This window comes from Nitrosomonas sp. (assembly GCF_022842015.1).
Taxonomy (GTDB): Bacteria; Pseudomonadota; Gammaproteobacteria; order Burkholderiales; family Nitrosomonadaceae; genus Nitrosomonas.
Map to the genome: position 1 here is coordinate 1 of NZ_JALHQJ010000056.1, position 21,142 is coordinate 21,142.

Consider the following 21,142-nt stretch of genomic DNA (forward strand, 5'->3'; position numbering starts at 1 on the left):
ACCTCGGATGGCACAGAATGATTGACCGTCTCGGTCAAAGTATTACACCAATCCTTTGTTTTATAGCATCTCTTGGCAAAACAAGGCAGGTTCAACAACTAATTGTGACATAGCCTAAACAATCGTTCAAGGCGTGCTTGATCCAGGCTGGTAATAGTAATCGATGGCAAGTTTTTCACGATCTTATCCTTTTAAATTGGAAATGATAGAATTATACAAGGAAGGGCAGCTGCCCAGCTTGAGGGTGTCGCTCATCTGGCACTTGCGAAAATGCACCAGCTCCGTACTATGGCAAGGCAGCTTTTGCTGGAATTCTTTCATGCCGCAAAAGGCCTGGTAATAAGGATTGCGCTTCCACTGCAATACTACCGATTCGTCACTCAGATTCTCTAACTGCTTCAGTATCAATAACCCAACCATCAGCCGGATCGGCTTACTCGGCGCACCTGCCGCTGCTGTGTAATGAATGGAAAATGATTCCTCAAATTCTTGCCAGGGTATCGCTGATGCAAGCTTCAGCAAGGGATCATTGGGATCAAGTTGCATCAACAAATCTGTTCCAAACAAATTCGGTTGATGAATCGTACTGCTACGTCTGAGCATTTTTAATCACCATTTCGACCAGAAAACACTTGGATATTTTAACATTTCCGGTCGTTATGAGCATTAAGAATCAGTGCATTCCAGCATAATATCAAGGGGTTGTGGATATTTCAGGGCTGACTAATTAATATTTTACTAAATATACTAAAAGCCTAATAAGCTGTCAAACACGCCGTCGAGGGGTTAAAGAAGCAGCATATCTGCCGAAATTTCGATTCATTTGGTATCTGATCGAACCAAGAGCTCCACAGAAAACTACTACATTAATATCACATCATATTGTTCTTGTGTGTAGGATTCCTCAATTTGCAAACTTATGGGCTTGGCTATGAAGTCGCCCAACTGAGCCAAACTCTGAGATTCTTCGTCAAGAAACAAATCAATGACTTGCTGTGATGCCAGAATTCGAAATTCATTCGCATCAAATTGCCTCGATTCCCGAAGTAACTCACGCAAAATCTCGTAGCAGATGGTTTGTGCCGTCCTAACTTCGCCCCGTCCTTGGCAAGTTGGGCAAGTTTCACATAGCACTTGCGACAAACTTTCGCGGGTACGCTTACGCGTCATTTCAACTAAACCCAGCGAACTGAACCCGCTAACAGTTATGCGCGTACGATCTATTATCAATGCTTTGTTGAATTCAGACAGGACCGCATTTCTATGGTCCTCAGATTCCATATCGATGAAATCAATGATAATAATTCCGCCCAGATTACGCATACGCAATTGCCTAGCAATGACCTGCGCCGCCTCAAGATTGGTTTTAAACACAGTGTCGTCGAAATTACGCACACCTATGAAGCCACCGGTATTGACATCCATTGTGGTGAGCGCTTCAGTTTGATCAATGATTAAATATCCGCCAGATTTTAAATTAACTCGTTTGGCCAGAGATCTTTCAATTTCATCTTCGACCACATACAAATCAAATAATGGTCGATCACCGGTATACAAAGTTATCCGCTCCGCGATACACGTCATGTAGCTTTGCGCAAACTTCACCAATCTTTGATAATTCTCACGTGAATCCACCAGAATACGAACTGTATCTTCATCAATAAAATCGCGTAAAACACGATGACTGAGATCCAAATCCTGATAAAGCAATACGGGCGCCGAGATAGTCACAGATTTTTGTTGAATGTCGCGCCACAACCGATGCAAATATTCCAAGTCTGCGCGGAGATCGTTCTCATCCGCAGTTTCTGCCATGGTTCGGATGATGTAACCACCTTTTTCATCCTCTGGCAGAATTTGCTGCAACTTCTCCCGCAACAATTCACGTTCACTGTCATCTTCAATACGTTGTGAAATACCAATATGGGATTCTTGCGGCAGATAAACCAATAAACGCCCAGCCAGACTTATTTGAGTAGAAAGACGAGCGCCTTTCGTGCTTATCGCATCCTTAATCACCTGAACCAGGATGCTATTACCTTCGTGAAGAAGCTTCTCGATCGGTCTTAATGCATCATCTTCCGACCTGGAATCGCGAATATCCGCGACATGCAAAAAAGCCGCTCGGTCAAGACCAATATCTACAAATGCCGATTGCATACCGGGTAATACACGGCTCACACGACCGTTATAAATATTTCCTACAATGCCACGCCCACTTGTCCGCTCAATATGAAGCTCTTGCGTTACGCCTTGTTCAAGTATGGCTACCCTGGTTTCTTGTGGCGTAATATTGACTAAAATTTCGTTACTCATATCCCATACGTATTATTTTTTTGAAACCAGGCAATTGAGTTTTAAAATCAAAAATTAATACGGCATCTTTCACAAAACATCCTAAGATAAATCTTTATCGAAACATTTAACAGGCCGTTAAAAATGTTTTCGAAGCAGCTGATGCAAGACAAAAAACAGGTGAGAAAGCGTATTTCTGCAAAATAAATAAGCATTTTGAACCTGTTTTTAACACCGCAGCAGCAATGCAGATAGTTTTTCAACAGCCTGTTAAACTAAACAACTTGTATACCCACTTCTTCAAGCAATTGTATAGTTTCGTACAGTGGAAGTCCCATAATACCACTATAGCTGCCTGATATTTCAGCAATAAATGCAGCTGCCACGCCCTGAATTGCATAAGCGCCCGCTTTGTCTAAAATATTATTATTTTCCAGATATCGACGTATTTCCTGCTCGCCAATTTCACGAAATCGCACGGTTGAAGTTGATAATTTAACTTGAGTATTATCCTTGACTCCAACACCAATGGCTGTTAATACCTGATGTGATCGCCCGGATAACGTTTTTAACATATCTTCCGCGTGCATTTTATCTCTGGGCTTGCCTAAAATACAGCCGTCAATCGTGACAATGGTATCCGCGACCAAAACAGGCAATACCGGCAATCGTCTTTGCAACAGCCTTTTCCAACCTTCGGTAGCTTTAAACTGTGTAATCCGATAAATATAGTCAGTAGCCGCTTCATTCTCAAGCGACTGTTCATCGACATCAATAGTACGACCTAAGGTTTCACGCATCATCAGAAGGTTAAATCGCACGCCAACCTGTCTCAATAATTCACGTCTTCTAGGGCTTCTTGAGGCAAGATATATTTGGTTTTCAGGAAACATTTCAATCAATAAGGTTATAATTAATAAACGCAGGATCCCAATATTAATAGCGTTCTATCTATGGTATCTGAAACACGACAGAAAAGTGAATTTAGTGCATCTCTGCTTTTCAATCTCTGTGGTAAGGATGGTTTTTGATAATGGATATGGCCCGATAGAGCTGCTCTGCCAATACTACCCGAACAAGTCCATGAGGTAAGGTAAACTCCGATACAGCAATCAATTCATTAGTGGTATGTTTGATATCACTATGTAAGCCATCGGCTCCTCCAATAACGAAGGCAATCGCATCGCCATTATTCATCCATCCTTGCATTTCATTAGCAAATCGATTTGTTGTCCATTGTTGCCCGCCTTCATCCAAAACTTTGACTCGGCAATGATGCGGCAAGACGGCACGAATCTTCTGATACTCTGCCCAAAGAAGTTGTTCAATTGGTTTTCCAGCAGCACGTTTTTCCGGCTTTATTTCAATTAAATTTACCGAAATTTCCCGCGGTATGCGCTTGATATACTCAAGATAACCCGTATTGATCCAATCGGGCATCTTGTGTCCGACCGCGAGTATAAAACATTTCATAATCTAAAGAAATTGTGCATGATCGGGTAGAGGCTAGCTCCGTTCGGACCATAATGCTTTCAAATTGTAATATTCACGCACGGCCGGCAACATAATGTGCACGATCACATCACCCAAATCAACCAGCAGCCATTCGCCTGTCTGCTCCCCTTCCACACTGAAGACATTTCCTCCAGCAGCTTTAACTTTTTCCTGCACATTATTCGCCAACGATTTTGTCTGGCGCGTCGAATCTGCGCTGGCAATAATGATGTGTTCAAACATCGAAGTTATTTTTGCAACGTTAATCACATCAATATCATGCGCTTTAATTTCCTCCAGTGCATCGGTAATGACCGTAATAAGCTTTTCAGAATTCATAAATCTCCGGTGTATAACCGATTGGATTGAATATAATCAGCAACATTCTCTGGTAACAAATAGCGAATACTTTTGTTGTTTTTTATCAATAATCGTATCTGCGATGCTGAAATTTCCAGCAAAGATGTCTGGGCGGTATAAATAAAACCATTGGGTTGTAATTCAAGATTACCGGCATAGATTACAGAACGAGATAAAAATTCTTTCCTTATCTCCGCCGATAAAGCTTTATCTTCACTAATAGAAACATAGCCTGGGCGGGCAACTAAAATGATGTGGCACAGCGCAAATAATTCCTGCCATTCCGCCCATTGATCTATCTTAACAAATGCATCAATCCCCAAAATAAAACAAAGTGCCACATTATCACCAAGCTCACACCTGAATTCACGCAACGACTGAATTGTTGTGCTCACACCGGGGCGGTTAACTTCGCGTTCGTCAAGAGAAAACTTAGTATTATCTTGAATTGCTAAACGCACCATGGCTGAGCGGTGACCTCTCGATGTGGCAGGGGCAACACGCAATCTAGGCACACCGGAGGGAACAAAAATAATACGCTTCAAACCCGTATTATTAAGTAATTCTTCGGCGATACGCAGATGACCATAATGAATGGGATCAAATGTACCACCATAGATCCCGATTAAAGGAAATTTATCGATACTTTCCACCCGGCTCAGTCTTTTAAAATCTAGGATATATCATAGTAAAGCAAGCCGCATATCTGTCAACACTTCTGACAAATGCGTGGTGAAACGCGCTGCAGTGGCACCATCAATAACGCGATGATCGTAGGAAAGTGACAAAGGAAGTATTAGACGTGGAACAAACTGATGGTCTCGATAAATCGGTTTAGTGTCAGCTCTTGAAATTCCTAAAATAGCGACTTCAGGGGCATTGATAATCGGTGTGAATGCTATTCCACCAATCCCACCTAAACTCGATATAGTAAAACTGGCGCCCTGCATATCAGCAGGTTTTAATTTGCCCTCACGCGCCAATGAAGATAGCTTAGTTAACTCTTCGGCAATCGCGATAATACCTTTTTGATCGACATCTTTAATCACAGGCACAACTAAACCATTGCTCGTATCCACTGCAAAGCCGACATGATAGTAATGTTTGATGATTAAACTGACTTCACTGCCTGAATTATTATCAAGCGATGCGTTAAGTTCCGGAAATTTCTTTAACGATGCGATCAATGCTTTCATCAAAAATGCCAATAGAGTTAATTTTACTCTACTGCCATTCTGATTTGCGTTAGATTTTTTCCGCAACGCTTCCAAATCAGTAATATCCGCCTCATCAAACTGAGTTACATGCGGGATCATTACCCAATTCCGGTGCAAATTGGCACCAGAAATTTGTTTGATTCGTGTCAGGCTCTTTAACTCGATGGGACCGTATTTAGCGAAATTTACTTCTGGCCATGGTAGCAAATCAAGCATCGCGCCGGAACTCCCACTTCCAGGTTTTGATAATTCTGCCTTTACATAGGCTTGTACATCTTCTTTCAGGATACGATGCTTAGGGCCACTTCCTGTGATTAACTCCAGATTAACACCAAGCTCTCGGGCAAAACGGCGAATTGATGGACTGGCATACGCCTTAGAAAAAATATTGTCTGTAGACGATGTCTGTCGTGGCGCATTATTTTGCTCTCGCTGAACCTCGTCCGGTTTGACTTCAGGCACAACTTCCTCGATATCCTGATGGGTGTTTTCTTTCGTTGCAGTTTGGGGTGGAGTTTCTGTTTCTGTTTCTGTTTCTGTATCGCCAGAATCTTCGATGGTTAAAATCGCTGTTCCTTCCGATACCTTGTCTCCGGGTTTTACAAGAATTTCCTTGATCAAGCCGGAAAAGGGTGATGGAATCTCGATGGTGGCCTTGTCGGATTCCAGTGTAATCAGAGAATCCTCTGCTTTAACAGCATCGCCTGCTTTAATTAGGATTTCAATAACAGGAACGTCTTTGAAATCTCCGATATCAGGAATAAAGACTTTTATTAATTCAGCCACATGCTTTCCTCAAATTGCATCGCTAGAAAGAGATAATAATGCAAGGATTCAACTTAAACGATTAATTGTTCTTTCACGCCTTCGCTTTAAACTCAGCTTATCGCGGGATTCGGTTTCTCAGGATCAATACCATATTTCTTTATGGCATCCGCAACCTGTTTATTTGAAATTTTCTCTTCTTCCGCCAAAGCCTTGAGTGCTGCAACGGTAATATAAAAACGATCCACTTCAAAAAAATGCCGTAATTTTTCACGCGTATCAGAACGCCCGAAACCATCCGTTCCGAGGACACAATATCGTCCAGGAACAAATTCGCGAATTTGATCGGCATAAATCTTCATATAATCAGTTGCCGCAACAACGGGCCCTTTACGCCCTTTAAGGCAACTTTCCACATGGGATAGTTTAGCCGGTTGCGTAGGGTGCAACATATTCCAACGCATAACACCCAGTGCCTCACGCCGTAGTTCATTGAAACTGGTGACACCCCAGATATCGGCATCAACATTATATTCTTGCTTGAGTATTTCGGCGGCTGCGATCACTTCGCGCAGTATAGCTCCCGCCCCTAACAATTGAACACGTGACCCTTTGCTGCTTTTATTTCCTGGTTTGAACAGATACATACCTCGCAGAATATTGTTCTCAGCACCAGCAGGCATTTCAGGATGCGTGTAGTTTTCATTCATTACTGTAATATAGTAATAAACATCCTCTTGCTCTTGATACATCCGGCGCAATCCATCCTGGATAATGACAGCCAGCTCATAGGCAAATGCTGGGTCATACGATACGCAATTAGGAATCGTTGACGCAACGATATGACTATGTCCATCTTCATGCTGCAACCCTTCACCATTCAATGTCGTACGACCTGCTGTTCCTCCCAGCAAAAAGCCGCGACAACGCATGTCTCCTGCCGCCCAAGCTAAGTCACCAACACGCTGAAAGCCAAACATGGAATAAAAAATAAAAAATGGAATCATCTGAATTCCATGTGTACTATAAGACGTCGCAGCCGCGATCCAGGATGACATTGCGCCCGCTTCACAAATGCCTTCTTGCAAAATTTGTCCATGCTTGTCTTCTTTATAATACATCAGTTGATCGGCATCTTGCGGCGTATACAATTGACCCACCGATGACCAGATTCCCAGTTGTCGGAACATGCCTTCCATACCAAAGGTGCGCGACTCATCGGCAACAATCGGTACGACATGCTTGCCGACTTTTTTATCTTTGACCAGAATATTCAGAATACGCACATAAGCCATGGTCGTTGACGACTCATGTCCCTCTGCACTGGCTTTCAGTAATGATTCAAAGGCGGATAGTGGTGGCACTTGCAATGGCTCCGCATTGGTTTTACGGCGATGAAAAGCACCACCCAACGCTTTACGTCGCTCTTGCATATAAACGTTTTCCGCAGAATCTTTAGCAAAAGTGAGATAAGGTACTTCGTCTATCTTGTCATCCGGAATATCCAAACCAAAACGATTACGAAAAGCTTTTAGTGATGTGGTTCCCATCTTTTTCTGCTGATGCGTAATGTTTTGCGCTTCCCCAGCTTCACCCATACCATACCCTTTAATAGTTTTAGCGAGTATCACCGTAGGTTGACCAGTATGTTTTACCGCCGCTGCATAAGCTGCATAAACTTTATAGGGATCATGTCCGCCCCGATTTAACCGCCAGATATCGTCATCCGACATATTGGCAACCATTTCCAATAACTCAGGGTATTTTCCAAAAAAGTGCTTACGCACGTATGCGCCATCACGCGACTTAAAGTTCTGATATTCCCCATCTACGCATTCCATCATGCGTTTCTGCAATAAGCCTTTAGTATCCTTAGCTAACAAAGGATCCCAATAGGATCCCCAAATCACTTTGATCACATTCCAACCAGCACCCCGAAATGCACCTTCCAACTCCTGGATAATTTTGCCATTTCCCCGCACCGGTCCATCCAGGCGCTGAAGATTACAGTTAACTACAAAAATGAGATTATCCAAACTCTCACGGGATGCCAATGAAATTGCACCGAGCGATTCGGGCTCGTCCATTTCACCATCGCCCATGAATGCCCAGATTTTCCGTCCTGCAGTGTTAACCATTTCCCGACTACCAAGGTATTTCATGAATCGTGCTTGATAAATCGCCATTAACGGGCCTAAACCCATAGAAACAGTTGGGAATTGCCAGAAAGTGGGCATTAACCAAGGATGCGGGTAAGAAGACAAGCCCTTTCCGCCGGCTTCTTGACGAAAATTATCCAGCTGATCCTGACTTAATTCTCCAGACAGAAATGCATACGCATAAACACCTGGGGAGGAATGCCCCTGCACATAAACTAAATCTCCACCGTGAGTTTCACACGGTGCATGCCAGAAGTGATTGTAACCGACATCGTAGAGCGTTGCTGCTGATGCAAAACTCGCTATATGTCCACCAACATTGGTTTCTCTATTGGCGCGCAGCACCATTGCCATGGCATTCCAGCGAACATACGAACGAACTCTGTGTTCGATTGCGTTATTACCTGGTGAATGCGCTTCTTTGCCAGTCGGGATCGTGTTGATATAAGCAGTTCTGGCGCTATAAGGTAAATAAGCGCCCGAGCGACGTGCTTTTTCAATCAGCTTTTCCAACAGAAAGTGAGCACGTTCCCCGCCGACATTGGCAATAACTGAATCTAGTGCATCCAACCACTCCTGTGTTTCCTGCGGATCAATATCGGGTTGTAATTCCATTTCCAAGGACACTCATTAAAGGTTAATTGGCTTAAAATTACTTAATACTTGCTTGAGCACGCTCCGCAGCCAAGATGGTATTGCACAACAACATGGTAATTGTCATCGGCCCTACCCCACCAGGAACTGGTGTAATGTAACTGGCAATCTCTTTGACAGATTCAAAATCGACATCGCCGCAGAGCTTACCATCCGACAATCGATTAATGCCTACATCCACAACCACAGCCCCTGGTTTTACCATTTTAGCAGTAATCATGCATGGTTTCCCTGTTGCGACTACCAAAATATCAGCATTTTTAGTAAATTGCGACAAATCACGTGTTCTCGAAGTGCAGATAGTAACTGTAGCGCCTTGCTCTAATAGCATAAACGCCATCGGTTTTCCAACAATATTGCTACGCCCAACCACTACTGCGTGCTGACCTTCTATTGGAATATGATTCTTTTCCAGCATTACCATCACTCCATAAGGAGTACAGGGTGAGAATACGGTATTCCCAGTAACTAATGCGCCTACGTTATAGAGATGAAAACCATCCACATCTTTCTCAGTGGCAATAGAGGTTATGACGCGATTATTTTCAAAATGCGCTGGAAGCGGCAATTGGACTAGAATACCGTGGATATGTGGATTCTCATTGAGCGATTCAATACACGCCAGGACTTCATCCTGCGCTGCATTCTCTGGAAAGCTATGTACTTCAGAATAAATGCCAATCTCGCCACATGCTTTGATTTTATTCCTAACATAAATTGCGGATGCCGCATTGTTGCCAACAATAATTACGGCCAATCCTGGCTTTACGCCCGACTGAACGAGCTTATCAGCACGAATTTTCCATTCAGCACGCACCAATTCTGCTACTTTCTTGCCATCAAGAATATGAGTACCCATCTATTTGTCAGCAGCCAGTTGATCCATTACGGTGAATTTAATGCTATACATTAGAAAAAATGAAGCATACTTATTAACAACTATGCTCCAGAATTAATTGATTTGTCTTGCTTTTTTAATTTTTACACGATACACAAAGATGCCGATCAAAAATACCGGTATAACAAAAAGCGCTGCCGCAATAAGTCCTGCCGCAAGAATTGCAATCGTGCTATTTCCTGGCATAAACAAGGTTACAAACCAAATTACCAGAAAGGCTATCAACAAACCACCATAAAGCATTATTTTTCGACCGCGGTCATACAATCGCCAGAAGGTGCCAGAAACTTGCGTATCGTCAATATAATGATCAAATACTTCAGCCAAACTATTGTCGCCCATCTCAGATTCATAACCAATGGCTACCGCCAAAGCATTGTGATCATCTTCCAGCTTGGACATTTTTCTCAGAAAATCAATACGCTTGACCGCTTTCTGCTGAAGCAATCCGTCTTGAATTAGCATCGCTTGTAATGCTGCAAAAGCTAATTCACGCGCATCCTCGGCGTTCCCTAAGTTTTCTGCAAATTTCCACATTGCACCGAATAAGTACAGTTGAATTGTCATTTCATAAAATTCTGGCGCAAAGTCATAATTCTTGCTTGCTATCAGCTCAAGCTGTGTGGCCTTAACTTCTTTAGCATGTACGATACATGCATCCACTGTCGAAACATCTGAAGTGACAATCTCTGATACTGGCGTTTCCACAACCGGCTTATCGGCAGTGGTATTTTTCTCATTCATTTCATAACCTCGTACTTTTTTATTTTAATCAGAACATTGATGTATATTATATACTGGCTTGCCCAAACAGGAAAAAGATCATTCCGAATGCATTGCTGATGCACAATTTGAGCCTAATTCCCTAAAGATTATATTACTCTCTGATTAGATGAAAGAAAGGGATGCTAATTACTAAACATTTTCTTGAAGACTCAACCGCTGCCAAATAATGGAGGTTAGATTGGCTGAATTTAATGTATAAAAATGTAATCCGGGCGCGCCTGCTTTTAATAAGCGCTCACAGAGATTCGTCACAACATCCAAACCGAATGCTTGAATCGATGCGCTATCATCGCTATACCCTTCTAGCTTCTTGCGAATCCACCGGGGAATCTCAGCGCCACAAGTATCGGAAAATCTGACAAGCTGAGAGAATTTATTAATCGGCATAATTCCAGGCACTATCGGAATATCTAACCCCGCTGCCTCACAAGAATCAACAAAATGAAAATAGGCATCAGCGCTATAAAAATACTGGGTAATCGCCGAATTTGCTCCCGTATCAATTTTACGCTTAAAATTCTCGAAATCCGTTTGCGCAGATCGAGCTTGCGGGTGGTATTCTGGATATGCGGCCACCTCAATATGAAATGACGAGCCAAATTCTTGCCGAATGAAGGCAACCAGCTCACTGGCATAACGAAATTCTCCAGCTTGCGCCATTCCCGACGGCAGATCACCTCGTAGAGCAACAATATGCCGGATACCGAGTTCATAATATTTTTGGAGAATTATTCGAATATTTTGCTGCGTTGAACCGATGCAAGATAGATGAGGCGCAACCACATGTCCTTCCGATTGAATTTCGAGTACTGTTTCAAATGTCCGCTCGCGCGTAGATCCACCTGCACCAAAGGTTACCGAAAAAAATTTGGGATTAAATTGTGCCAACTGCTGACGTGTAAGCCGTAATTTTTCGATACCTTGTGGAGTTTGTGGCGGGAAAAGCTCAAAACTGAAGGTTGGAGAAAATTTTTTTTGTGATTCCATCGATACAAGTCTATGAATTGAGGATTAACACTATTGACACTAATACTTATCATGCTGATTTTATATGACTTCTATCAGAGAGAGGAATAATCCAATCAAAAAAGTCAATTGTACTTCTGCTCTAATAATTAATATCGATACATTTCAGGCTTGTATGGACCTTCCTTATCCAGGCCCAAATATTTTGCTTGTTCTTCCGTCAGTTCTGTAAGTTTCACTCCAAGCTTACCTATATGCAATCGCGCAACTTTTTCATCCAGTCGTTTCGGCAGAACATATACACTCCTTTGGTAATTCGCGCCATTCTGCCACAACTCCATTTGCGCTAATACCTGATTAGTAAATGAACTGGACATAACAAAAGATGGATGTCCCGTGCCGCATCCCAGATTAACCAATCTGCCCTGAGCCAGCACAATAATACGTCGCCCCGTCGGGAAAATCACATGATCGACTTGCGGTTTGATATTCTCCCATTCATATTTCTGAATAGAAGCAATATCGATTTCCGAGTCAAAATGGCCAATATTGCAGATTATTGCCTGATCCTTCATCTTCAACATATGATCATGCGTGATTACGCGCAGATTACCCGTTGCAGTCACAAAAATATCCGCCTGATCACAGACATCGTTCATCGTAACAACGCGATAGCCTTCCATTGCTGCTTGTAACGCGCAAATAGGATCAATCTCGGTAATCCATACCGTTGCTCCCAAACCGCGTAACGACTGTGCGCAACCTTTACCGACATCTCCATAGCCGCAAACCACAGCAATTTTTCCGGCAATCATTACATCTGTTGCCCGCTTGATGCCATCAACCAACGATTCTCTACAACCATAAAGATTATCAAACTTTGACTTGGTGACAGAATCGTTCACATTAAATGCCGGAAACGGCAGCGTTCCGTTTTTATGCATTTCGTATAATCGATGCACCCCAGTCGTGGTTTCTTCTGTTACGCCTCGTATCCTAGCAAGATTCGTTGAATACCAGTTAGGCCGTGAAGCCAATTTGTTTTTAATTGAAGCAAACAAAGCTGTTTCTTCTTCATTGCCCGGATTTGCGATCACCGCAGGATCTCTCTCAGCTTTAGCGCCCAGAATGAGCAATAGTGTGGCATCGCCACCATCATCCAGAATCATATTGGCGCCATGTGATTGTCCATCAACCGACCACTCAAAGATCTGATGAGCATATTCCCAATAATCACTTAAAGATTCACCCTTATAGGCAAAAACCGGAATATTTTGAGCGGCAATAGCTGCAGCTGCATGATCCTGAGTGGAAAAAATATTACAGGACGCCCAACGTACTTCTGCACCTAACGCCACTAATGTTTCAATTAATACAGCAGTTTGGATTGTCATATGCAAAGAACCTGCAATGCATGCACCTGCCAGTGGTTTCTGATTTGCATACTCATTGCGCAATGCCATTAAACCTGGCATTTCTGTCTCGGCGATCGCTATTTCTTTACGTCCCCACTCTGCCAATGAGATATCAGCAATTTTATAGTCAGTAAAAAAGCTACCGTCGGGATTAAGCACAGCGTTCATAATTATCTCCTCAAAGTATGAACGAGCGCCGTTGTAACTGTACCCGCCATGATGAGCCTCACGGAACAAACCGTTGCAGCGCTCCTCACCACAGGGGAAGAATTGATTAAGCCTTATTAATAAAAACGAAAAATGAGAATATAACTAAAATTTATAACCCAGCATCGATGCGTAATTGCGCAGCCTTATCCGTGGCCTCCCAAGTAAATTCAGGGAGTTCACGCCCAAAATGCCCATACGCCGCAGTCTTCGCGTAGATTGGTCGTAGTAGATGAAGCGCATGAATTATAGCCCGAGGACGCAAATCAAAATGCTTTTCTATTAATTGCCCAATCTTTTCATCAGCTATCTTGCCAGTACCAAATGTATTGACCATTAGCGAAACGGGCCGTGCAACACCGATAGCATAGGCAACTTGCACTTCACATTTACTGGCAATTCCGGCAGCCACAATATTCTTTGCGACATAACGCCCAGCATAAGTTGCTGATCGATCAACTTTGGATGGATCTTTTCCTGAAAAAGCACCGCCACCGTGATGCGCCGAACCACCATAACTATCAACAATAATTTTTCGTCCGGTTAATCCACAATCACCCATCGGACCACCAACAACAAAACGCCCGGTTGGATTGACCAAATACTTAATACGATTATTGATCAATTCAGACGGCAATGCAGGTTTAATAATTTCTTCAATCACCGCTTCAGTCAATGTTTGGTGCGAAATATCCGGATCATGCTGAGTTGAAATTACGACAGTTTCAATACTCTGTGGTTTATCGTTTTGGTATCGTACTGACACTTGCGATTTAGCATCCGGACGCAACCAAGCCAATTGCCCCTTCTTTCTTAGTTCAGCTTGCCGTTCAACTAAGCGATGCGCATAAAAAATAGGCATCGGCATTAACTGTGGCGTTTCGTCGCAAGCAAATCCAAACATCAAACCCTGATCACCTGCACCTTGCTCCATTTCTTCTTCTTCCGATCGATTGACGCCTTGAGCAATATCCGGAGATTGTTTATTAAAAGCAGTCAGAACCGCACAAGTAGTTGAATCAAATCCTATATTTGAACTAGTATAACCAATATTTTTGACCGTCTCACGTGCAATAATATTGTAATCCACAGAAGCGTGCGTAGTTATCTCACCCGATAATACAATTAAGCCAGTACTGCATAGCGTCTCACATGCGACTCGCGCATTAGCGTCTTGACTCAGAATCGCATCCAATACAGCATCTGAAATTTGATCAGCAACCTTATCAGGGTGTCCTTCAGAAACAGATTCCGACGTAAAAAGATATTCACTCATAGTTTATGATAATTAAAATTTTGAAAAGTGGTACAACATTGAAGGAAGGTGGTTGAGAAACTCTCTACATCGCCGTACGGCATAAAAAAATATGCGGGTACAAAACGCAGCACATTCATCAAATATAAACAGCGCTTCTTATACCCACTCTTACTTTGTATCGATTTCTTTGAGAACGTTTTCCAACAGCCTGTTAAGTATACCTGATTGCATTTTTGGATTCAGTCAATCACAACGATAATATATAATCTATGTTCGGTTTCACAGATGCATTTAAACTTGGCTTTGATCGGCATCCTGATAACCATCATTCATAACGCGCTCTAACCAATTGCTGATATCGACAATCTCCTCTCCACACACGGAGTGTGCCATTGGATACTCATGCCACTCGATTCGATAATTAGCGGTGCGTAACTTTTCTTTCGAAGCAATCGCATGTGCGATAGGGATTACCCTATCAGAACTACCATGTGCCATGAATATGGGTATCGCAGCATTTATTACACTGACCTCTGTCGCAAAAGTTTCAGCAAGCGGCAGGTAGCATGATAACGCAACAACTCCACCCAATGGTAAAGGATGACGCAACCCGACATGCAACGCAAGAGCTCCTCCTTGAGAAAATCCTGCCAGAAAAATATTTTTTGCTAAAATACCGCGCTGCATTTCCCTCTCAATCAAAGCAGTTATTGCAACTTGCGAACCACGGATACCCTGCTCATCTTGATGACAACTAAAATCAGAAGAAAAAATATCATACCAAGCACGCATAATATATCCACCATTTATGCTGACTGGACGTTCCGGTGCATGTGGAAAAACAAATCGAATCGGCTTCTCGGCTAATAACCCCAACTCATTGACAATGGGCACGAAGTCATTCCCATCGGCACCCAGTCCATGTAACCAAATAATGGCATAGATGGGGTTAGGATTTGTTTCAATTTCAACGGCAGGTAAAAAATTAGTTGTATTTGCTATCATGTAAAACAATAACTCTTATCACATTGACATAATAAATTGATAGGATAGAATTTGCTCAACTTAATTTTAAGTGTTAAGCACAAAGGAAGCTATGAGACGCAGAGACTTTATAAAACTATTCGGAACCAGTGCACTGTCGCTTTCTGCTTCACCTTCCATCGCGACGCAATTACTCTCTTCCGATTACAGCAAATGGACCAGTTATCGCATATCCTACCAAATTGTGCTTCCAGCTAGCGGCAAATCTGCTCACTTATGGCTTCCATTGCCCGACAACAACGACTCCGACACTGCTTTTCAATTTACTCAAGGTAACAACTGGTATGGCAATGCGACTAAAGCTTCATTTTCTACATTAGGCGCAGACCCATTTCCCATATTCAATGCCGTGTGGCATGGTAAACAACAGAGCGATCAGCGGCATGTCACTGTCAACTGCATTGTCAAAACGGTACATCACGCTATTGATCCAACACTTTACCCGGAAAACAAAAGCCCGGCATTACCGAATAGTATCAGGAATTATATTAATCCAACCCAATTGAAACAAACTAATGGCATTGTGCGTGAAACTGCACACTCAATTCTCAAGGAGAAAAATGTCGCGACTCCATTAGAGCAAGCCAGAGCTATTTATGACTGGATAATCGATAATACGCAATATGATGAAAACACTCGTGGACGTGGGCAAGGCAATGTTACATACATGCTCGAAAAGAGTGAGCTCAGTGGAAAATGTGTTGATCTCAATTCGTTGTTTGTCGCACTTGTAAAAGCAGCCGATATTCCAGCACGGAACCAGTATGGAATCCGCATCAACGATTCGGATTTACATGATAGTATCGGGCAATATGGTGATATCAGTCAATCTCAGCATTGTCGTGCGGAATTTTTTCTAGCAGGACGTGGTTGGATACCGGTCAATCCGTCCGATGTCCTGCAAGTATCAAAACTAGGTAACTTGGCACTGGATGATCCAAAAATTGTTCAACTCAGAGAAAAATTCTTCGGTGCCTGGGAAATGAATTGGCTGGCATTTAATCATGCCGAAGATCTAGCGCTTAGTCCTAATAGTTCTGGAAAACTTCCTTTCTTCATGTACCCACACGCAGAAATTGATGGAAAATTGCTGGATAATCTGGATCATGAGAATTTTTCGTACAAAATCACTTCTGCAGAGCTCGTTGGAACAGGCGTCAAGTTTTAAACACCCTGACATTACTGCCAACGTTCCGATCTGAGCAACTAGGCCCTGCTACAAAAATCATATCAGGCTTCAATCGGAAGCGTTCCCAAGCGTTCCATCAAATAGCATAAGCAGTCTTGGCGAATAATCCTGGTATCTCGCGTAAGCATAGCGGGCATGACAGGACGCCGAGTTATTAACTCTCCCGCTTTGATTTCAAAATAATAATCGCTGATATCAAGATCAGCAGCGTTGCGGGTACAAAGCGGTATTAAATTCTCATCTGTCACGCGCCCCAGCCGTGTACCCGTCTTTAATTCACGAAAATTGTATTGATCAATATGTTCTTCCAAACACAAATCGGATACGCCGGCGCCAATGCTTAAACTAACAGTTTCCGGCACAGTAACCACAGCGACACTATGAAACAAGTCAAGATCGTGTTTGGCAACTGGATACTTTGGGAAATCAGACAGATGTAATGCGCCTTCGACAAAAACTGCGGCATGATCCACGCCACTTTTTCCTCCAGGTTTCCCGCATTCCAAGGTCACTGCCGGACAAAGGCAAGCAAAGGCTTCAGACTGAACTCCCTTAGGAGAAGTAAAATATACAACGATGCGTGAAAACATGGTTGCCAAGTGCAAAAAGGCATTATCCAAACGATTAATACACGCGTAGTGAGGATTTAATCCACTGTTATTATGGATATCAATGCTTGCAAATACGCCACGCTGCGCCATTATTTCTGTCACCTTCTGCGTCATGCGATGTTCTGGAGCCTTATCATCTCTTCCTGCTGGCCAGATTCGGTTATAGTCCAATTGTTTTTCCAGACGTCGCACACCTTGACGCGCAGCATCGACATTGCCAACAAAAAGTGAAAGTGCACGCGGCAAAGAAGCATTTTGATATTTCTTTAATACTTCCTGCATCGCTTTTAACCCGGTATCTTCATTGCCATGGAGCAAAATGGATACAAATAATGGTGCATCCCGACGTCCAGGAAGGTGAATCAAGGTTGGGCCGGGTAAAATGGTATGCAGCTCTGTAGCTTCAACTTGCAGCAAACCCTCCGGCAAACTATTCAACTCAGTCAACATGCTTATATTCCCCACTCATGCACAGGTGCACCATTGCGCTGTCTCTCAAGATACGCAGCAACAAGTTGCAGATTGTCTGCCTGATGTTTTTGACGATAAGCGCGCTGCCAAACAGCACCGGTTTGGCCAGACTGTGTCCGCCTTTCGATAATGCCTAGATAATGATCAATGTCGGTTGTATCAACTTTCAAACTCCTTAGACCTTGTCGCGCCATAGGTAAAATTTCCTCCAGCAACAATGTTTTTGCATCAGTGACACTTTCATTCCACCATCCCATCTGTGCATGCAATCCTTCACGTGCCGCGGCATAAAAATTAGTGCGCGCCCGCTTAAAACTAAGTCGGGATTCGGGCGTATCATTCATATTCGCGAGAAAATGAGCCAGCCCAAAATATAAAGCCGCATTTGCCATCATGTCGACGATGGTCGGACCGGCAGGTAATACGCGCTGTTCAATCCGTAAATGCGGAGTACCATCAGGATCAAAACCAATCAAAGGCCTAATCCAACGCCAGATGGTTCCGTTGTGCAGTCTCAGGTGTTCAAACTGTTGGGGCGGGGTATCCATTAGCATAGGAAGCAAGACCGGGTGCGTTGCAATATTATGTGCAAAACACTCAAACAAAGATTCTCGCGCGTAATCTTGCCCAAAGCTGACGCGATGATTTTCAAAATTTGCTTCATCAACGATTTCGACCGATTGCTCAAATAATGGTATGCGTGTTTCATCCCATAAGTCGGTGCCAAACAAGAACGGAGAATTTCCTGCCACAGCCAGCAAAGGCCCCGCCGCTATGATGGATGCATTGAAATAACGAACTGCATCGCGTTGAGCGCTTTGTAAGTGAAGCTGAAACGATGTTGCAGCCGCTTCCATCATCACATCCGGATGATGGATATCCAGATTTTCACGCCCCTTAATACGAATACGAAGTGGCCTGCCTACCCGCTGCATCACTACCTGTTCATTTAACGCGCGATAACGCTTAAGATCGGACATATTAGCAAGACTCAGATCCTTTTGCCGTATAGTGGGCAAGATCCCAATTATCATTAACATGCTATCCATTTCATGTGCAACTTCCTGACATTGCTGCCAGTTTTGATTGAGCTCCTTGGAAATTACCGATAGCACATCCCCACTTAGCGGCAATGGAGCTCCATTGAGTTCTGCATTGAAACAAGAAAGCTCTGGTACCACCAAAGGATTGTTAAGGCGAGTCAAAAAAGCTTGGTTAATTGGAGACGGGAAATAATTATGATCGACCAGCCAGAATTCCAGCTCATATCCGCAAATTTCACCAATATTCGAAAAACATCTTTTTTCTAACTGGGTCTTCAGCAATTCTGCTTCATTCAACAAACGGCAATTATATTCTTTAAAGGTTTGTTCATTAAAATGCGTCTGGGAAATCTCTTGGCCCATCTGTGAAGTCCATAAAAGGTGTGAATCCATCGAAAACAAATACACGCAAGATGACGATTTCATCACCAGAAAGCAATGTAGCAAAGATTGCTAGCCAGGTCAAAAACGATCACTCTGCCGTGATTCCGCCTGATGACAACTGCTTGGAAAGTTCAAATCAGTAATGATGATGATAATCTCAGGCTAAAATTCTCTTTTTAAGAGACAACCATTTTCTTTTATAGTAAAACTGTTGTCATCACGTTAACTTAATGGTATTCGAGAAATGGTCAACTTAATAATCTGCAAACTGAATTTCTTCTGCGAAAGGTTTAAAATGAAATTCAGTTATGCAATATCAATTTTATTGTTGCTGGGCATTGCAACCAGTGGATTAGCAATCAATACAACTCTAAACACTGCCGAAGTTGCAGTAAATTCTTCTGGAGAACGTCTAGACAATCCAATCCCGGAAGCAATTCAGAAAGGTTCTATTCGCTTACGGTTGAAACAAATCGCGACCGGTTTGACTGCACCCAATTCGGCGTTTTCTGCCCCAGGTGATTCTGAGCGCTTGTACATAAATGATCAAACCGGAAAATTGTGGCGTATCGATTTGACAAGTGGCGATAAGATTTTTATGGATTTCTCCAGCTTGCTAGTTCCATTGGGAATTTCTGGTAATGATTCATTTGACGAACGCGGCTTTCTCGGCTTTGCTTTTCACCCTCAGTATGCCACGAATGAAATTTTGTATACTTATACTTCAGAATCCGCCGGAGATACCAGTGATTTTTCCACCATACCAACTGGTGCCAGCCCCAACCATCGCTCGGTCATCCGAGAATGGAAACTCAATTTCTCCAATATTGGTCCGGATCCCGAAGCACAAGAGACTCGTACGTTATTGACCATTGATCAACCTCAATTCAATCACAATGGCGGCGCGCTGAATTTTGGTCCGGATGGCATGTTGTATATTGCACTAGGCGACGGGGGCGGAGCCGATGATCGTGATGGTCAGAATTTTATTGACGGCCTGATGATTGGCCATGGCGCCGATGGCAATGGACAAAACCCCAGCAATCCCTTGGGCAGTTTACTCAGAATCGATCCATTGGGAAATAATTCAAGCAACGGAAAGTACGGCATACCGGCTGACAATCCTTTTGTAGGTTCGGATACCATACTGCCAGAAACTTATGCCTACGGCTTTCGAAACCCGTTCCGATTTTCTTTTGATTCGCTGACTGGCGCGCTGGTGCTTGCCGATGTTGGGCAGAACGATATTGAAGAAGTTAATCTGGTTCAACCCGGAGGGAATTACGGTTGGGGGTTGAAAGAAGGTAGTTTCCGCTTTGAACCCAATGGCACTGACGCAGGTTTTGTAACCGACGGCACCGTAGCAGGGAACCTCATCGATCCGGTGATTCAATATGATCATGACGAAGGTATCGCCATCATTGGGGGGGTTGTCTATCGCGGCAATGCCATTCCTGCCCTGCAAGGAAAATATGTATTTGGCGATACCGCCAGAACCGGCAATAGCGATGGTCGGATTTTTTATTCTGATGGCAGTAAAATTCTGGAATTAGACCTGACCGGTCGCGATCAACCCGGTTTTTGGGTGCTTGGTTTCGGACAAGATGGCGATGGCGAACTCTATGTGCTAGGCAATACCACAGGCACGCCTTTTGGAACCACGGGCGCGGTGTACAAACTGATTCCCAACGCCAGCTTTGAAGGTAATTTACTCGAAATACCTGCAATCAACGTCTTTCTGGCGGATGGCGGAAGCACTATTTATCGCGCTCGCTTGCAGCATGTTCCAGGGAGCGATCCGATGCGTTTTGAGCTAATGGATGCTGAGATATTAGCCGATCGCTTTCGTGACGATAGCGCCACCTTCGATCAGTCCTCTGGTAAGCTCAATCTTACCTTTGTCAATATTACCGATGCCAACGGTCA

At 43.3% G+C, this 21,142-nt stretch carries 17 protein-coding genes, 2 pseudogenes and 1 riboswitch; of the genes and pseudogenes, 3 read left to right on the plus strand and 16 right to left on the minus strand.

All coding sequences use genetic code 11. From position 1 onward, the window contains the following. Positions 1–113, plus strand: a pseudogene (locus Q0C11_RS10730) (IS1595 family transposase); the annotation flags it as partial. A 148-nt stretch (positions 114–261) separates the two neighbouring features. Here Q0C11_RS10730 and Q0C11_RS10735 read toward each other — a convergent pair. From Q0C11_RS10735 to Q0C11_RS10800, 14 genes and pseudogenes are all read right to left on the minus strand, one after another. Next, positions 262–603: pseudogene (locus tag Q0C11_RS10735) on the minus strand (transposase); the annotation flags it as partial. A gap of 258 nt (positions 604–861) precedes the next feature. Further along, on the minus strand, positions 862–2,316 hold the full coding sequence (gene rng, locus Q0C11_RS10740) for a ribonuclease G (RefSeq protein ID WP_293007818.1): 1,455 nt from the start codon (positions 2,314–2,316) through the stop codon (positions 862–864). Between the two features lie 254 nt (positions 2,317–2,570). Then, entirely contained in the window at positions 2,571–3,188 is a 618-nt protein-coding gene (locus tag Q0C11_RS10745; RefSeq protein ID WP_293007820.1) for a nucleoside triphosphate pyrophosphatase, read from the minus strand. A gap of 109 nt (positions 3,189–3,297) precedes the next feature. Next, positions 3,298–3,768, minus strand: a complete 471-nt coding sequence (gene rlmH / locus Q0C11_RS10750; RefSeq protein ID WP_293007822.1) for a 23S rRNA (pseudouridine(1915)-N(3))-methyltransferase RlmH — start codon at positions 3,766–3,768, stop codon at positions 3,298–3,300. A 33-nt stretch (positions 3,769–3,801) separates the two neighbouring features. Then, positions 3,802–4,128, minus strand: a complete 327-nt coding sequence (gene rsfS / locus Q0C11_RS10755; protein WP_293007824.1) for a ribosome silencing factor — start codon at positions 4,126–4,128, stop codon at positions 3,802–3,804. Next, complete coding sequence (gene nadD / locus Q0C11_RS10760; RefSeq protein ID WP_293007826.1) at positions 4,125–4,802, minus strand: nicotinate-nucleotide adenylyltransferase; 678 nt, start codon at positions 4,800–4,802, stop codon at positions 4,125–4,127. The genes rsfS and nadD overlap by 4 nt, the downstream gene beginning before the upstream one ends. A 30-nt stretch (positions 4,803–4,832) precedes the next feature. Next, positions 4,833–6,152: a dihydrolipoyllysine-residue acetyltransferase gene (gene aceF / locus Q0C11_RS10765; RefSeq protein ID WP_293007828.1), complete on the minus strand. Its 1,320-nt coding sequence runs from the start codon at positions 6,150–6,152 to the stop codon at positions 4,833–4,835. Between the two features lie 92 nt (positions 6,153–6,244). Then, a complete protein-coding gene (aceE, locus tag Q0C11_RS10770; RefSeq protein ID WP_293007830.1) occupies positions 6,245–8,905 on the minus strand; it encodes a pyruvate dehydrogenase (acetyl-transferring), homodimeric type in 2,661 nt (886 codons plus the stop codon). Between the two features lie 37 nt (positions 8,906–8,942). Next, the gene (folD, locus tag Q0C11_RS10775; RefSeq protein ID WP_293007832.1) at positions 8,943–9,803 is read right to left on the minus strand and encodes a bifunctional methylenetetrahydrofolate dehydrogenase/methenyltetrahydrofolate cyclohydrolase FolD; all 861 of its coding nucleotides are present in this window, start codon (positions 9,801–9,803) and stop codon (positions 8,943–8,945) included. 93 nt (positions 9,804–9,896) lie between these two features. Continuing rightward, positions 9,897–10,586 carry a hypothetical protein gene (locus Q0C11_RS10780; RefSeq protein WP_293007834.1) on the minus strand — a complete coding sequence of 230 codons (690 nt, stop codon included), beginning with the start codon at positions 10,584–10,586 and terminating at the stop codon, positions 9,897–9,899. A gap of 171 nt (positions 10,587–10,757) precedes the next feature. Beyond that, positions 10,758–11,615: a methylenetetrahydrofolate reductase [NAD(P)H] gene (metF, locus tag Q0C11_RS10785; protein WP_293007836.1), complete on the minus strand. Its 858-nt coding sequence runs from the start codon at positions 11,613–11,615 to the stop codon at positions 10,758–10,760. Positions 11,616–11,743: 128 nt separating this feature from the next. Further along, positions 11,744–13,177 carry an adenosylhomocysteinase gene (ahcY, locus tag Q0C11_RS10790; protein WP_293007838.1) on the minus strand — a complete coding sequence of 478 codons (1,434 nt, stop codon included), beginning with the start codon at positions 13,175–13,177 and terminating at the stop codon, positions 11,744–11,746. Positions 13,178–13,193: 16 nt separating this feature from the next. Continuing rightward, positions 13,194–13,270: riboswitch (S-adenosyl-L-homocysteine riboswitch) on the minus strand. Between the two features lie 58 nt (positions 13,271–13,328). Then, a complete protein-coding gene (metK, locus tag Q0C11_RS10795; RefSeq protein WP_293007840.1) occupies positions 13,329–14,492 on the minus strand; it encodes a methionine adenosyltransferase in 1,164 nt (387 codons plus the stop codon). 273 nt (positions 14,493–14,765) lie between these two features. Next, the gene (locus Q0C11_RS10800) at positions 14,766–15,479 is read right to left on the minus strand and encodes a dienelactone hydrolase family protein (protein WP_293007842.1); all 714 of its coding nucleotides are present in this window, start codon (positions 15,477–15,479) and stop codon (positions 14,766–14,768) included. Positions 15,480–15,570: 91 nt separating this feature from the next. Between Q0C11_RS10800 and Q0C11_RS10805 the strand changes: the two genes are divergently transcribed. Next, entirely contained in the window at positions 15,571–16,686 is a 1,116-nt protein-coding gene (locus Q0C11_RS10805) for a transglutaminase family protein (protein ID WP_293007844.1), read from the plus strand. A 62-nt stretch (positions 16,687–16,748) separates the two neighbouring features. Here the strand turns inward: Q0C11_RS10805 and Q0C11_RS10810 are convergent, their stop codons facing one another. Next, on the minus strand, positions 16,749–17,768 hold the full coding sequence (locus tag Q0C11_RS10810) for a M14 family metallopeptidase (protein WP_293007846.1): 1,020 nt from the start codon (positions 17,766–17,768) through the stop codon (positions 16,749–16,751). Between the two features lie 2 nt (positions 17,769–17,770). After that, the gene (locus tag Q0C11_RS10815; RefSeq protein WP_293007848.1) at positions 17,771–19,195 is read right to left on the minus strand and encodes a glutamate--cysteine ligase; all 1,425 of its coding nucleotides are present in this window, start codon (positions 19,193–19,195) and stop codon (positions 17,771–17,773) included. Between the two features lie 316 nt (positions 19,196–19,511). Here Q0C11_RS10815 and Q0C11_RS10820 point away from each other — a divergent pair. Next, on the plus strand, positions 19,512–21,142 hold a 1,631-nt coding region (locus Q0C11_RS10820; protein WP_293007850.1), incomplete at its 3' end, for a PQQ-dependent sugar dehydrogenase.

Bases quoted from the DNA above. Each gene is read 5' to 3' on its own strand.
- rng (WP_293007818.1), bottom strand. From the start codon at position 2,316: ATGAGTAACGAAATTTTAGTCAATATTACGCCACAAGAAACCAGGGTA.
- Q0C11_RS10810 (WP_293007846.1), bottom strand. From the start codon at position 17,768: ATGTTGACTGAGTTGAATAGTTTGCCGGAGGGTTTGCTGCAAGTTGAA.
- rsfS (WP_293007824.1), bottom strand. From the start codon at position 4,128: ATGAATTCTGAAAAGCTTATTACGGTCATTACCGATGCACTGGAGGAA.
- Q0C11_RS10805 (WP_293007844.1), top strand. From the start codon at position 15,571: ATGAGACGCAGAGACTTTATAAAACTATTCGGAACCAGTGCACTGTCG.
- Q0C11_RS10800 (WP_293007842.1), bottom strand. From the start codon at position 15,479: ATGATAGCAAATACAACTAATTTTTTACCTGCCGTTGAAATTGAAACA.
- ahcY (WP_293007838.1), bottom strand. From the start codon at position 13,177: ATGAACGCTGTGCTTAATCCCGACGGTAGCTTTTTTACTGACTATAAA.
- metF (WP_293007836.1), bottom strand. From the start codon at position 11,615: ATGGAATCACAAAAAAAATTTTCTCCAACCTTCAGTTTTGAGCTTTTC.
- Q0C11_RS10780 (WP_293007834.1), bottom strand. From the start codon at position 10,586: ATGAATGAGAAAAATACCACTGCCGATAAGCCGGTTGTGGAAACGCCA.
- folD (WP_293007832.1), bottom strand. From the start codon at position 9,803: ATGGGTACTCATATTCTTGATGGCAAGAAAGTAGCAGAATTGGTGCGT.
- aceE (WP_293007830.1), bottom strand. From the start codon at position 8,905: ATGGAATTACAACCCGATATTGATCCGCAGGAAACACAGGAGTGGTTG.
- rlmH (WP_293007822.1), bottom strand. From the start codon at position 3,768: ATGAAATGTTTTATACTCGCGGTCGGACACAAGATGCCCGATTGGATC.
- Q0C11_RS10745 (WP_293007820.1), bottom strand. From the start codon at position 3,188: ATGTTTCCTGAAAACCAAATATATCTTGCCTCAAGAAGCCCTAGAAGA.
- metK (WP_293007840.1), bottom strand. From the start codon at position 14,492: ATGAGTGAATATCTTTTTACGTCGGAATCTGTTTCTGAAGGACACCCT.
- Q0C11_RS10815 (WP_293007848.1), bottom strand. From the start codon at position 19,195: ATGGGCCAAGAGATTTCCCAGACGCATTTTAATGAACAAACCTTTAAA.